The following is a 14469-nucleotide window of genomic DNA, read 5'->3' as shown; positions in this document are numbered from 1 at the left end:
CTCGCTTACGCTCGCCCTTGACATCATCCAACAGAGTGCATAGATGTAAATATTATACAAAACCAAAGAAGGGAGAATCTAACTTAAAAAAGCTGCAAAAATTGTCTTGACAATGGGGAGCATTATAAATTATTTTGGCATATTTACAAAGAAGAAGAGCCGACTTTATTTAAAAGTTTTTTGGCAAATGAAATCAATGGTGAAGAGTATATGCTTCTTAGATATGCTTGTACACTGGAAAGAATGGGTATTATTAAAAGCAAAGAAATTGCATCAGACTTGCAGCAAGAATACATTACGCAAATTAATAATTTAGAAGATAAAGATATGGCTGCAACGGTACTTACCACTTTAAAAGGTAAAGGATTTAAACTTTTTGTGTTAACAAATGGCCCAAGTAGATCACAACGTCTGAAGTTAGAAGTATTAAAAATTAAGAATTTATTTGATGGTATTTATATCAGCGAAGAGATCAAATATGCAAAACCAGATGTAAAGGCAATAGAGTTTTTACTACAAACAGAAAAGCTCTTAAAAGAGGAAACGCTAATGGTGGGTGATTCAATTGAATATGATATTAGAACTGCAGAAAATATAGGACTTGCAACTATACTTATTGACAGAAAAAGACAATACTTAAATTATAGGAATATCAAGATAGAAAGATTGAATGAAATTTGTAAAGTTATTTGTAGTATAAATAAAGAAAATATTTGCATGGGGGATTAAGATGAAAAAAGCATTGGTGTTTGGGGGAAATGTTTTTGTTGGAAAGGCAATAGCAGAGAAGCTCTTGAAAATGGGATACACAGTATATGTGTTAAATCGTGGAAACCGAACTAACCCAGAGGGGACGATACATTTAAAAGCAGATAGAAATTGTTTGGAAGATGTCTTAAATTTATGTAAAGGGATTAATTTTGATGTTGTTGTGGATAGCTCTGCTTACACACCTAAACAAACAAAAATTGCCATACAAGCTATTAATCATAATATAAAACATTATATACATATTAGCAGTGCATCTGTATATATTGATGAAAATATTTATCCATATACTGAGAATAGTAAACGTGGCACATGTCCTATATGGGGAGATTATTCAACGAATAAATATTTATGCGAAGAGCTGTTATTTAAAGAGTGTAAAGAGAATGGATTTCCGGTTACAATTTTAAGGCCGTTTTATATATATGGACCAGAAAACAATCTGGATAGAGAAAGCTATGTAATAAAAAGATTACTTACAGGAAATCAAATTATCGTCCCTGGAAGAGGTCTTCCATTAATTCAATTCGGGTATATTGATGATTTATGTTATGTAATTGAACTTATTTGCAAGAATAATATTTGTTGCGGAAGGGCCTATAACATTTCCGGAAAAGAATACATATCGCTTAAAGGCTGGGTTGAGATTTGTGCGAAAGTATTAAATGTTGAACCAAAGATTGTTTTAGTAGATACAAGTAGCACTGGCTTTAAAGCAAGAGAGTGGTTCCCGTTTCGTGATGTGACTATGATAGGAAATTGTGAACGAATTAAACAAGATATTGGATTTGAACCACAATATACGTTTGAAGAAGGAATGAAAAAGATAATTGAATCTATTGATTTGAATCAGTTCACAGATGGATTTGAAATTAGTGATATAGAGAAAAGCATTTTAATCAAATTATCAAAATATTAATACAAGATAGGAGAATTCATATGGAATTGAAACACAATATTTATGATGTAATCTTTAAAAGATTGAAACAAAGTGGGGATGTTGAGTTTTTACATTACAAGAATAATGTTTATACTTTTAAAGAAATAGATATTCTTTCTGATAATTTAGCTTATTTATTAAAACTAAAGGGTATTGGGCCAAATATGCTAGTAGGAGTGTATCTTGAACGTTCGGCTGATATGTTGATAGCTTTGTTAGCAGTTCTTAAAGCTGGAGGAGCGTTTTTGCCACTAGAACCTAATTATCCTATTGAAAGAAACAGATTTATTATAAGCGATGCAAAATTGGACTGTATCATAGTCCATAATAAGTACAAAGATGATTTAGGAATCGATGAGAGCAAAATGATTTGCTTAGCAGCAGATTGGAAGGAAAAAAGCACTTCATGTGAGCCATTTGAAATGCTGGTTCAAGTTGATAATGATAATTTGGCATATGTAATGTATACATCTGGCTCTACAGGCAAGCCAAAAGGCGTAATGATACAGCAAAAAGCATTAGTTAATTTAATTATATCAATACAGAATAAAATATGTTTAACAGAAAAGGATGTATTTTTAGCTGTCACTACATTATGTTTTGATATTTCAATATTAGAATTGTTTTTACCGATATATGCAAAAGCAAAACTAGTCATTGCAGAACAAGAAATAGTTGCGGATGCTAAGCGGCTTATTCAAAAAATTGAGGACATGGATGTTACAATTATGCAAGCTACACCGTCGACATGGCGTATGCTTTTGGATTCAAGTTGGTCTGGTAGTAGAAATATGGCTATTCTATGTGGTGGTGAGGCTTTAAGTAAAAAACTTGCGATGTCATTGCTAAAAAAATGTCGGAATTTATGGAATATGTATGGACCTACTGAAACAACGATATGGTCTTTGATTGGAAAGGTTTCGGAAGATGACCAGAAAATTTCCATCGGATATCCAATCGATAATACAGTAGTATATATACTTGATGATAATATGAATGAAGTTGCATATGGAGAGATTGGTGAACTTTATATAGGAGGACTCGGGGTTGCTAAAGGTTATTTAAATCGTCCTGAAGTGACTCAGGAGCGTTTTATCCAAAATCCCATTGATGATAGGTGCGATATAATTTACAAGACGGGTGATTTAGTTAGAAGACTAGATAATAATTCATTAGAATACATACAGAGAGCTGATTTTCAGGTAAAAATCAGGGGATTCCGAATTGAATTAAATGAGATAGAAAGTATGGCGATTTCGATGGGCCTACCATCATCATCTGTACAGCATAGCTGTGTTCAAGTAGCTACGCTACTTGAACACGCCTTCGTGGCGCACAATCATCGGCATATCTTACGTATGCAATTCTACGGTATGTTTCATCCATTGGGTCATATGCAGGATATTTAAGCATATTTTTTCTAAGTAATTTGCTTTCTTCTATTGCCTTGCTTTTCTCCATTTCTGATAGATTATGCCATATGTTTTGCATACACCTTTTTTATAGTTGATATACCCGTTGATTTTATGGTAATGCGGATTATATTTTCTAGATTTTCCTTTATCAAATTCTGTTTTATATCTTTCAACAAATTTATCTAATTCATTAAGGTATACGTTCGCAAGAATTGGACTTATTATTGACCCTTGTGCACAGCCAGAGTATGTGTTGTAAAAAATGTTCTTATCGACATAACCAGCTTTTAGAAACTTCCATATTAACGATATTAGATACTCATCCTTAATTCTTTTTCGAAGTATTCTTATTAGGACATGATGGTCAATGTTATCAAAACATCCTTTAATGTCACCTTCTACAAACCATTTTACACCGGTAAATGTTTTTTGTACTTGTATCAGGGCAGTATGACAGCTCCTATGCGGTCTGAAACCATGAGAATATTTTGAAAAGATTGGTTCATGAATTTGTTCCAGCATCATTCTTACAATTTCTTGAACCAGTTTATCATCAGCCGAAGGTATCCCAAGAGGACGTGTTTTCCGTTTTTCTTGGGAATAAGTTCTCTCCGAACTGGCGTAGGTTTATAGCTATGGTTTTTGAGCCTGAGAATTATGTTGTTAATTCTATTATTGCTGATACCGCTTAGAGTTTTATCGTCTAAACCTTTAGTTATACTTCCACTGTTGCTATAAATATTCGAGTATGCCATAAGATAGGAGTTTGGGTTGTTCAAATTTCTATATAATCTTGAAAATTGATACGAAGTATCAAGCGCTTTCTCATTGAAGGCCTTTAATACAATTGATGGATTTCGCAATGTCTTAAACATCTTTCTATGAAAGTATTAAAAAAATAGCCTATTTTGCTTCGCCATGTATACAGCCTTCCTGTATTCGGACTACTACCAGAACTCCGTTGCCTTATCCTTGGACTTAGGCAATCCTCGCTAAGACTGATTTAAACATAGCATATGTATTGTCGGATAACACCTTCGTCATTTTCTGCTTATTGCAGATAGCCAACAGATGATACACATATACTGATATCCACTTTATCAGTATATATCTATTGCATAACGTTAATAACTGTCTTCCGTTATGGCTGACGCTATAGCACTTCTGACTATGGTTCAAGCAGTTTAGCTTTTATCCTTATATACAGTCTCATTTCGCCATTTAGTCGCTGTATGGCAGTTAACAGACTTATAGCTTTTCCTGCATGCTATTTTCATCCTTCAGTTTCCCTCAGAATTTAGCAGGATAATGATGGATTGTTTGTATCAAATCCAGTGTCTTGCTATTGACACATTTCAAATCAGCCCTCGTGCTTTGTTTCAGCACTTACGAGCGCACATGGATTGCATCGATGAACAGCACTGGATACACCTCCGAAAGAGGACGATTCTGCCATTCCTCAATCTGTGGCATAATTTTATCTGTAACATCTGAAATGAAGCCTTCGGAGGCCTCAAATCCATAAATATCCTCTAATGTATCAGAAATCTGTCTGGTCGTCATACCTTTTGCGTACATGGAAATGATTTTTTGATCGATATCTGATATGTCTTTTTGACGCTTTTTAACCACTTGTGGTTCGAAGGTAGACTTTCGATCTTGAGGAACCTGGATATCCATGCTCCCGTAGCTACTGTTAATACGCTTTGACTTGTAACCATTGCGATAATCATCGTTGTCAGAACGTTCTGATTTTGCATAGCCAAGATGATGATCCATCTCTGCTTCCATCATTTCTTTTATAGTGCCACCAAGCAAATCCTTAAGAGCATCCTGAATGTCTTCTGCAGTCTGAATATCATACTCCTGTAGGAGTTGTTGGATTATGTTTCGTTTCCCTTCTGTCATTTGTACTTTGTGTACAGGTTTCTTTTCTCTTGCCATAATAATAGGCCTCCTTATGATTTTATATTTTATCATAGAAGACCTAATTAATCTTTATTTACAGGAAAACTTTCACAGACTCCTTTATTCAGTGATAATTCATTCACTTATGATATATAGGTCGAATTAACCTCAACAACTTTCCATGCTTCATCGTCAAATTCCAATAATACTTCAAAACCTTGAACAGCCATAATAAGCGGATATGAGATATCAATATTCAATACTTCAGATTTATGTATAGCTTCATTATCGGATTTTCTGCTTATTTTGATTGACGTCCAATCATAACGAGATTCCAGAAAATCATCGTGACCGCTCTGGCTCAGATAATCTTTTGCCTCATTATGAGATTTAAAAATTTCGTTTTTATCCTTGAAAACCACTATTACGGTATTATCATCTGCATAGGCTTCCTGAAGCCATTCTTCATACTTCTCTGTTGATGCTTCCTCAAAAGCTGAAATATCTATTGAGACAAGACGTTTTTCTGCTGTATAGCCTTTGTAGTTAATAAATTCGGTCGTAACTGACTGAAGGAGTTCTACGGTATATACGGTATCTACCGTATAGTTAGATAAATCCTCCTGTTTGCTCACACTACATCCACAAAATAAAAATATTGTACTGCATAACACTATCAAATACTCCTTGTAAAGACACAAATTAATCAATTCCGTCACCTCTTTGTATATTTTTATAAGATACCTGTACTGAGTGGGTTTATTTGATATAGCCTCATGATTTTACAATCCATCAAAAAGGACTTGACAGATTATTACTGTTTTATTATATGTTCTTGATTTTCAAATTGCAAGAAATATTTTGATTATTTACTGATAAGGGCGCCAATTGTAATGTTATGAATAAAAATTAAGGCTGATAAAGAAAATTAATCCATTAAAAAAAGGAATCTGAGCACTAATGTCGTAATATTGCATTTAGTTTAATTTTTATGTCAAAATATATTCTACGCAGCAGAAAAATTAGACAAATATTATTACATACAGAAAGGATTTGATTTTATGCTGGGTGTTATTTTGGGGGCAATTAGTTTAATTCTGTCAGTGCTGCTAGCAGTAGCAATTCATAGCTTTACGTCTTTTGATATTATGTCGTTTTCTATTTTTTATGTTATTCCATTAGGTTCGATTATAATTGGTACAATTGCATGTTTGGGTTATTATTGGGGCTTGTTTATAACTAATAAAAAAATCAACTTTTCGTTACTCATAATTGGTTTGCTGATCCCAATTATAGCGTATATAGGTGTACAATACGGTTATTATACCACAGCATATTTAGATGAAAATATGTCTCTCAATTATAAAATGGAAGGGGAACATATCAGTAATTATGCAATTGGTGACTCGGATGAACCGTTAGATTTTATTTCGTTTACAAAGCTAATGGTTGACTCAAGAGTTATTTCCTTCTATAATCGCAAACGTGCCATTGGTGATGTGGAAGGAAATGCCATTCTAAACTGGACATTCTTTATTATTGACGGTTTGGGAGCTATATTCGGAAGTATTGTAGCACTTGGTCTTGTTAAAAGGAACACAAAATATTGCGATGATTGTAAACGATATATGAAGAACAAGTCAATACTAAAGTTCCTGGCAACAGATTTAGATAGGACAATTAGGTTTCAGGATATTGACAATCTGAGTCCTGATAAAATAAAAGAATTATTTTTACCTATGGAAGTTGGTAAAAATGAACATTATGAAATAATTGTTCACTGGTGTGAAATGTGTGATAAAGGTTATCTTGAAATGAAATACATGGAAAAGAACTCAAAAGGCGAAATGACAGAAAATGATAAGAAGAGTAAAGAATTTGAAATTTCAGCTGATACCATTAAAACTATTCGTGAGTTATCCCATGATGGCTTTATGGATAAGGTTCCGCTTTAAACATTGTTTCGTCCATATTTAAAAGTTGTATTTACCCTATATTAGTGTTTAGAGGTAATAAAATTTGAATTTTGTTAAGGTATGGCATTGGTTAATATATTTTCCAAAGCCATATTTTTTGAAGAATTTTCTATTGTCCCAGGCTTATATTTAAGCCTTCGGAATGTAAATAATAGAAAATCAAACATATTGACAAGAGGAGGTAAAAAGAGTTATACTTAAGTTAGTTAAGTAAGTAAACTAAGTAAATAGGGGGCATATTTATGTTACGATCAGTAATGGTATCTCCTGGAAAAATCGAGTTTCATGAGGTGGAAAAACCGGAGTTAAAGCCAGGCCAAGTGCTTATAAAGATTATGAGAATTGGCATCTGTGGTTCCGATATTCACGTAAATCATGGAAAACACCCTTTCACAAAGTATCCGGTTACTCAAGGACACGAAGTAAGTGGAAAAATCGTCGAAGTTGCAGAAGATGTAAAGCACCTAAAGGTTGGCCAGAAAGTAACTATAGAGCCACAGGTTGTATGTGGTAAATGTCATCCATGCCGCACAGGAAAGTATAACCTTTGTGAAGAGCTAAAAGTTATGGGGTTCCAGACCGTGGGTACAGGCAGTGAGTATTTTGCTGTTCACGCCAAAAATGTAACTCCTGTCCCTGACCATCTTTCCTATGATGAGGCTGCAATGATTGAGCCTTTGGCGGTTACCGTTCATGCAGTAAATAGAGCCGGTGATGTTAAGGATAAGGACATTGTGGTAATAGGTGCAGGTCCTATAGGAATCTTGCTTGTACAGACTCTTAAAGCAAAAGGGGCAAGCAAGGTGATGGTCACAGATATAAGCGATTATCGCTTGGAATTGGCGTTGAAATGTGGCGCTGATTTTGCAGTCAACACCAAAAATGAAGATTTTGGAGAAGCTATGCTCCGTTGTTTTGGACCTGATAAAGCAGATATTATATATGATTGCGCAGGTAATAATATAACAATAGATCAAGCCATACGCCATTCGCGCAAGGGGAGCATAATTGTTCTGGTTGCAGTATTTGAAGGAATGGCAACAGTTGACCTTGCAACACTTAATGATAAAGAACTGGATTTGAATACGTCAATGATGTACCGACATGAGGACTATCTAGAGGCTATTGAGCTTGTTGAAGCAGGTAAAGTAAGCTTAAACCCTTTGATGAGCCAGCATTTTGCTTTTAAGGATTGGGAAAAGGCCTATGAGTATATTGACAATAACCGCGAAACCACTATGAAGGTTCTAATTGATGTTAACAACGACGAGGATTAGAATTAATTTGATTAATAATTAGGTGAGGATTTATGTTTGATGTAATTGCGGTTGGAGAATTATTAATAGATTTTTTGCCTGCAGGTATAAATGAAAATGGATTATCGCTTTTTTCATCAAACCCTGGAGGTGCTCCGGCGAACGTTCTTGCGATGCTTGCAAAACTGGGGGCCAAAACTGCTTTTGTCGGCAAAGTCGGGAAAGACGGTTTTGGACAGTTTTTAAAAGCAACTCTTGATAATGCTGGAATTGATACATCCAACCTGTTAATGAGCCCAAGTGAAATGACGACTTTGGCATTTGTCCATCTGGATGAAAAGGGTGATAGATCCTTTAGTTTCTACCGAAAGCATTGTGCTGACGTCAGTTTGGATATCGGTGAACTTAATAAGAATCTACTCCATACATGCCGTTTTTTGCACTTTGGAGCCGTCTCATTAACTGATGAACCGAGTCGCACTGCGACTTTGGAAGCCGCAAGAATCGCAAAAGCGGCGGGTGCGATAATCTCATATGACCCGAATTACCGTCCTGCGTTGTGGAATGATGAAAAGGAAGCACGTGAATACATGTTAAAAGCAGTTGAATATGCTGATTTGGTGAAAGTTAGTGAAGAAGAGCTTTTTCTTTTGACAGAAGGCACGGAATTTTCCGGCGCGGCAGACAAACTGCTTGCCATTGGTCCGTCGGTCATCTTTGTTACTTCTGGGGAAAAAGGATCTTATGTTTTTACTAAAACTTGTTATGCCAACCATGGCGGGTACAACGTAAAAGCGGTTGATACTACCGGAGCGGGAGATTCGTTTGTGGGGGCTATGCTATGGCAACTTAAAGATATGTCTTTGGAAGAGATATCTCAAATATGTAAGCAACAATGGGAGAAACTACTGGCATTTTCAAATGCAGCAGGCGCTATTGTTACTACTAAAAAGGGAGCAATTCCTGCAATGCCTGATTTGGATACGATAAATGCTTTTGTGAAGCAGGGATTCAACGAGAAGTAAAAAAGTGAAGTATGCCACTTGCTTGTGAACATGAAGAACGGGGAGGGGTGAAAATGAGTAAATTTACAAAACTTGATTTAAACAGTGTAACAACCAACAATAGAATAAATGTATTTAATTGTATTCTTGAAGGTAATAAAATAAACAGAGCTGTTATTGCTAAAAAAGTTGGTCTGAGCATTCCTGCGGTTATGTCCATTACTGAGGATTTGATTGAAAAGGGTATCATCTATGCCGTGGGAAAGGGTGAGTCCAGCGGTGGGAAGCGTCCTGAGATGCTTGCGGTAGTACCAGATAGATTTTTCTTTATCGGAGTGGATGTGGGAAGAACATCTATCCGAGTAGTTGTGATGAACAACTGTAGGGATATTGTTTACAAAGTAAGCAAGGCTACAGAATCTGTTGAACCTGATGAATTAATAGCTCAGATAACCGAGATGACTATGAGCTGTATAAGTGAATCGAAACTGCCCCATGACAGAGTTGTCGGTATAGGTGTTGCAATGCCGGGCTTAATTGAGAGAGATACGGGCAGGGTGCTGTTTAGCCCGAACTTCGGTTGGAATAATATTTCTTTGCAGGATGAACTCAAAAGGCGCCTTCCTTTTAATGTGTTGGTAGAAAACGCAAACCGTGCCTTGGTCATAGGGGAGATAAAGAATATGCAGCCAAATCCTACTTCCTGTATTATCGGGGTCAACCTTGCATACGGTATCGGTTCGGCAATAGTATTACCAAATGGCTTGTATTATGGAGCAAGTGGGACAAGTGGCGAAATTGGCCATATTATTGTGGAAAACCATGGCTCATATTGCTCATGCGGCAATTATGGATGTATTGAATCCATTGCAAGCGGTGAAGCGATAGCGCGCCAGGCCCGTATTGCAATAGCGAATAAAATACAAACTACCATTGTTGAAAAATGTGAAGGTGATTTTAAGAAGCTTGAGGCCAAAATGGTTTTTGATGCTGCAAAAGAAGGAGATCATCTAGCTGAATCTATAGTCAAAAAAGCGGCTGATTATATAGGTAAGGGGTTGGCAATTGCCATAAACATGCTTGACCCCGAACAAATCATTCTGTGTGGCGGTTTGACGCTAAATGGTGACTTCTTTATTGACATGATCAAAAAAGCAGTATCTAAGTATCAGATGCGTTATGCCGGAGGAAATGTAAAAATTGTTGTGGGTAAGAGTGGACACTATGCTACTGCTATAGGTGGGGCGTGGATTGTAGTAAATAATATTGACTTTTTGTCAAATAATTGAGATATCTTGGGATGGAACTATTGTTGTGTCTAATCTGTTTTTTTATTCATAAATATCAAAATTGAAAAAATAGACATTGACTTTATGTAGAAAAAAAGGATATAATAAAATTGTAGTTAGTTAAGTTAACTAAGTAATTGTCTCATAAAAAATAATCATAATAATTTTTATTCTTAATGTACAAAAGTCAGACATCAATTCGAAAACTGTAATCTAGCAGATAATAATTAATACAGGACATTGATTGGCAAGCAACAACCATGGTAAAGTTGGTAAACCAAGGAGGGGCGTAGATGAATAATACTTTACTATTAGAAGTTAAGGAGCTCTCAAAAGTATTCCCTGGGACACGCGCACTAAATCGTGTTAGCCTTGAAGTAAGAAAAGGTGAGGTACATGGTCTGTGTGGAGAAAACGGCGCCGGGAAAAGCACTTTAATGAATATTGTGGGTGGAGTTATTCCTGCAACTGAAGGGATTATGAAATTCGATGGTAAGATTTTCGAACCCAGAAAGCCAAAGGACTCTCAAGATGCTGGAATAGGTTTTGTTCACCAAGAGCTTTGTCTGTGCCCACATCTTTCCGCGGCAGAAAACATCTTTATTGGAAGATTGCCAAGCAAGGGTGATAAAATCGATTTTAAAAAACTTTATGAGGATGCCGATGCGGTACTCAAAACTTTAGATGCTAATTTCAGCAGTAAAACTCTTGTTAGTAATTTAACTGTCAGTGAGCAACAGCTTGTTGAAATAGCAAAGTCTGTTTCACTTAATTGTAAACTCCTCATTTTGGATGAGCCTACTAGTTCCTTGACTGACAAGGAAACAGCAAAATTGTTTCAGGTGGTCAAAGACCTCAAGAATAAAGGCATATCTACACTGTTTATATCTCATCGTATGAAAGAAGTGTTCGAAATATGTGACCGAGTTACGGTTTTAAAGGATGGAGCGTATGTTGGTTGTATGAATGTCTGTGAGATTACTCATGAAGATGTAATAAAAGCAATGGTAGGCCGTGATCTTGGTGAGCTTTATCCGGATAAATCCTCAAAGATTGAGGAAGATAATTACATTATTAAAGTTGAAAATTTAAGCGGTAATGGATTTGATAATGTAAGCTTTACATTGAAAAAAGGAGAGATTCTCGGATTTGCAGGCTTGGTAGGCGCAGGTCGCAGTGAGGTAATGAGAGGACTTTGTGCAATAGATCCAATAAAAAGAGGGGATATCTATCTAAACGGTGAAAAGCAAAAGTTCAAGCGCTATAGGAATGCAGTAAAAAAGGGGATTTGCTATCTTACAGAAGACAGAAAGAATTCGGGGTTGTTCCTGCACATGAGCATAGCGAAAAATATCAGTAGTGCAAATCTTGAAGCTGTTTCAAAACGTGGATGGATCAAAAAGAACCGTGAGTACAGCTTGTCAGACAAATATGTAAAGGCATTGTCAATAAAGATTCCAGGATTATCATATCCTATTAGTAACTTGTCCGGCGGTAACCAACAAAAATGCCTGATAGGAAAATGGCTTTCAACAAATCCCAAAGTCATAATTATGGACGAGCCTACCAGGGGTATTGATGTAGGTGCAAAACGTGAAATCCATAATCTGTTGCGCTCATTAAGTGAGCAAGGTGTTGGTGTGATAATTGTCTCCAGTGAATTGCCTGAAATCATCGGTGTAGCTGATAGAATTGCAGTGATGCATGAAGGAAAACTGGCAGGATTCTTACAGGGAGAGCAAGTTTCTGAGGAGAGCATAATGAAATTGGCTTCCGGAGCAAATTTATCATAGGAGGAAATGCAATGAAAAGCAAAGTGAAGGGAATACTAAAAAAGATATTTTCTCAACGTGAAGTAACTGTGTTTTTAATAATTGTTTTGGTCGTAGCAATTACTTCAATTATTCAACCTAAATTCCTAAACTCAAACAACATGAGATCAATAGCATTAAGCGTTTCAGTTGACGGTTTGTTTGCAATTGGCCTGACGTTGGCATTGATTTTAGGTGGGATAGAACTGAGTGTCGGCAGTGTTGCTGCTATGACATGTGTTATAACCGGTTACTTGGCATTGCAGGGAGTTAATATTTGGGTCGCTTGTATTGCTAGTGTTGCAAGTGGTTTGGTTGTAGGTATTTTTAATGGCTTTATGATTTCAAAAATAGGTTTACCTCCGTTTATTGTGACATTGGGTATGGAGAATCTTGCACGGGGTATGGCTTATATTATAACAACAGGTTCACCCCTTTCTGTTTCGGGATATTTACCTCAATCATTCCGTTATTTTGCAACGGGTTCGATTTTTGGAGTACCTGTTCTCTTCATAATATTTATGCTAATTTCAGCAATTGCATTTATTTTTATGAAATATTCGAAGACATGCAGAAATATATACTATGTCGGTAGCAATGAAAATGCCGCAAGGCTCTCCGGTATAAATGTAGACAGGGTAAAAATCGGTGTATATGTAACAATTGCATTAATCTCCACATTGGCAGGTATACTGTCATTGGCACGTTTTAACGTTGCAACCCCTGAACTTAGTAAAGGTGCTGAAACAACGGCAATTTCTGCAGCGGTTATCGGTGGAACATCTATGACGGGCGGTTCTGGAGGTGTGTTAGGAACTGTTATGGGTATTTTCCTTCTAAAGATAGTTAATTCAGCACTGGTTATGATGAACGTTTCAGTTTATTGGCAGGAGTTTGTTCAAGGCGCAATACTTGTACTGGCTGTTACCATTGACTATCTAAGTCATCGTAAGAGCGGCAGGCCAAGCTTTATAATGAAATTTTTCGGATTGGACAAATTGGCGGCAAAAGCGGATGCCAAATCTGCTAAATAAATTTAATTCTTAAGGATTTTAGTGCGTTATGCACTGAAAGATATATAGTAATTAAAAATTAGGAGGAATTCTTATGAAAAAGCTCTTTGCATTAATCCTTGCAATCACACTAGTATTTTCGCTTACAGCATGCAATTCTAATACCGGCGCTGGAAACGAAAGAGCAGAAGGTTATGTAGGCAATTCTTCTGATGAGTACTACATGGTAACTTTCCTTTCAGGTATCGATTACTGGAAATACTGCTTTGAAGGGTTTGAAGATGCAGCTAACGCAATTGGTGTAACCGCAAAATATACCGGTCAGACAGATACTGATGTTGCAGGTCAAGTTGCAGTACTTGAACAGGTTATTGCTCAAAAACCAAAAGGTATAACAGTAACAGCAGTTAATTCAACTGCCTTGGCAGACACAATCGACTCAGCTATTAAGCAAGGTATTTCAGTTGTATGCTTTGACTCTGACTCTCCTACGTCAAATCGCTCCGCATATCTTGGAACCGGTAACTATGCAGCAGGTCAAAAGGCAGCTGAGTTCCTCGTGCCTCTAGTAAACAATAAAGGCAAAATTGCTGTGCTGTATACAGTCGGTGCAGAAAACAGTGAATCCCGTGTTGAGGGTTTTGAAGATTGGTGTAAGCAAAATGCACCTGCAGTTTCTCTAGTTAAAGTTAATGATGCGGGTGATACAACGGTCGCTACAGATAACTTAGCGGCGGCATTGCAGGCAAACGATGACATTGTTGGTGTGTTCTGTGTAGACGGTGTTGCAGGTACTGCAGGTCCGACAGCAGTGGCAGAAGCTAAGAAAGACTTGAGAGTTCTTGCATTTGACGTTGACGTTACAGTTCTTGATAAAGTCAAGAGCGGTGAAATCGATGGTACAGTTGCACAGGGAATGTACAATATGGGATACTGGAGCATGATGATGCTCTATACTGAGGCAAATGGTCTCTCCGACAAAGCGCTTCCGGGTAATCTTGACACAGGTGTTGTAATAGTAACAAAGGACAATGTTGATCAATACTATCCTAAGAAATAAAAGTAAAATAAAATCAACATGAAAGGAAA

At 36.5% G+C, this 14469-nt stretch carries 13 protein-coding genes and 1 pseudogene; 10 read left to right on the top strand and 4 right to left on the bottom strand.

Features of this window, described 5'->3' with window-relative positions:
* Positions 1-210 precede the first annotated feature (210 nt).
* Genes EFD62_RS03730 through EFD62_RS03720 form a run of 3 tightly spaced genes read left to right on the top strand, consistent with a single transcriptional unit; the run spans position 211 to position 3117 of the window.
* Positions 211-729, top strand: coding sequence for an HAD family hydrolase (locus tag EFD62_RS03730; RefSeq protein ID WP_162302501.1), 519 nt, complete (start codon positions 211-213; stop codon positions 727-729).
* A 1-nt stretch (position 730) separates the two neighbouring features.
* Entirely contained in the window at positions 731-1687 is a 957-nt protein-coding gene (locus EFD62_RS03725; protein WP_128705755.1) for an SDR family oxidoreductase, read from the top strand.
* Between the two features lie 20 nt (positions 1688-1707).
* On the top strand, positions 1708-3117 hold the full coding sequence (locus EFD62_RS03720; protein WP_128705754.1) for an amino acid adenylation domain-containing protein: 1410 nt from the start codon (positions 1708-1710) through the stop codon (positions 3115-3117).
* A 30-nt stretch (positions 3118-3147) separates the two neighbouring features.
* On the opposite strand, the gene EFD62_RS18005 is transcribed toward EFD62_RS03720, so the two are convergent.
* The 4 genes and pseudogenes from EFD62_RS18005 to EFD62_RS03705 all read right to left on the bottom strand — a co-directional run bounded on the left by EFD62_RS18005 (position 3148) and on the right by EFD62_RS03705 (position 5666).
* A complete protein-coding gene (locus EFD62_RS18005) occupies positions 3148-3657 on the bottom strand; it encodes a reverse transcriptase/maturase family protein (protein WP_235832559.1) in 510 nt (169 codons plus the stop codon).
* A complete protein-coding gene (locus tag EFD62_RS18000) occupies positions 3651-3998 on the bottom strand; it encodes a hypothetical protein (protein WP_235832556.1) in 348 nt (115 codons plus the stop codon). Before EFD62_RS18000 ends, EFD62_RS18005 begins: the two co-directional genes overlap by 7 nt.
* A gap of 523 nt (positions 3999-4521) precedes the next feature.
* Positions 4522-5067, bottom strand: a pseudogene (locus EFD62_RS03710) (IS256 family transposase); the annotation flags it as partial.
* A 107-nt stretch (positions 5068-5174) separates the two neighbouring features.
* Entirely contained in the window at positions 5175-5666 is a 492-nt protein-coding gene (locus tag EFD62_RS03705) for a hypothetical protein (RefSeq protein WP_069194074.1), read from the bottom strand.
* A 426-nt stretch (positions 5667-6092) separates the two neighbouring features.
* Between EFD62_RS03705 and EFD62_RS03695 the strand changes: the two genes are divergently transcribed.
* From EFD62_RS03695 to EFD62_RS03665, 7 genes are all read left to right on the top strand, one after another.
* Positions 6093-6986, top strand: a complete 894-nt coding sequence (locus tag EFD62_RS03695) for a hypothetical protein (RefSeq protein WP_235832555.1) — start codon at positions 6093-6095, stop codon at positions 6984-6986.
* 263 nt (positions 6987-7249) lie between these two features.
* Entirely contained in the window at positions 7250-8284 is a 1035-nt protein-coding gene (locus tag EFD62_RS03690) for a zinc-dependent alcohol dehydrogenase (protein WP_069194072.1), read from the top strand.
* 32 nt (positions 8285-8316) lie between these two features.
* On the top strand, positions 8317-9288 hold the full coding sequence (locus EFD62_RS03685; RefSeq protein WP_128705752.1) for a carbohydrate kinase family protein: 972 nt from the start codon (positions 8317-8319) through the stop codon (positions 9286-9288).
* A 53-nt stretch (positions 9289-9341) separates the two neighbouring features.
* A complete protein-coding gene (locus tag EFD62_RS03680; RefSeq protein ID WP_128705751.1) occupies positions 9342-10556 on the top strand; it encodes an ROK family transcriptional regulator in 1215 nt (404 codons plus the stop codon).
* A 293-nt stretch (positions 10557-10849) separates the two neighbouring features.
* Complete coding sequence (locus tag EFD62_RS03675) at positions 10850-12349, top strand: sugar ABC transporter ATP-binding protein (protein WP_069194069.1); 1500 nt, start codon at positions 10850-10852, stop codon at positions 12347-12349.
* 11 nt (positions 12350-12360) lie between these two features.
* A complete protein-coding gene (locus tag EFD62_RS03670) occupies positions 12361-13401 on the top strand; it encodes an ABC transporter permease (RefSeq protein ID WP_128705750.1) in 1041 nt (346 codons plus the stop codon).
* A 73-nt stretch (positions 13402-13474) separates the two neighbouring features.
* Positions 13475-14440: a substrate-binding domain-containing protein gene (locus EFD62_RS03665; protein WP_069194067.1), complete on the top strand. Its 966-nt coding sequence runs from the start codon at positions 13475-13477 to the stop codon at positions 14438-14440.
* Positions 14441-14469: the final 29 nt, after the last annotated feature.

Source organism: Acetivibrio mesophilus, from assembly GCF_004102745.1.
Taxonomy (GTDB): Bacteria; Bacillota; Clostridia; order Acetivibrionales; family Acetivibrionaceae; genus Hungateiclostridium; species Hungateiclostridium mesophilum.
Note: the sequence above shows the minus strand (reverse complement) of the source record. Positions and strands in the feature narration are given on the sequence as shown.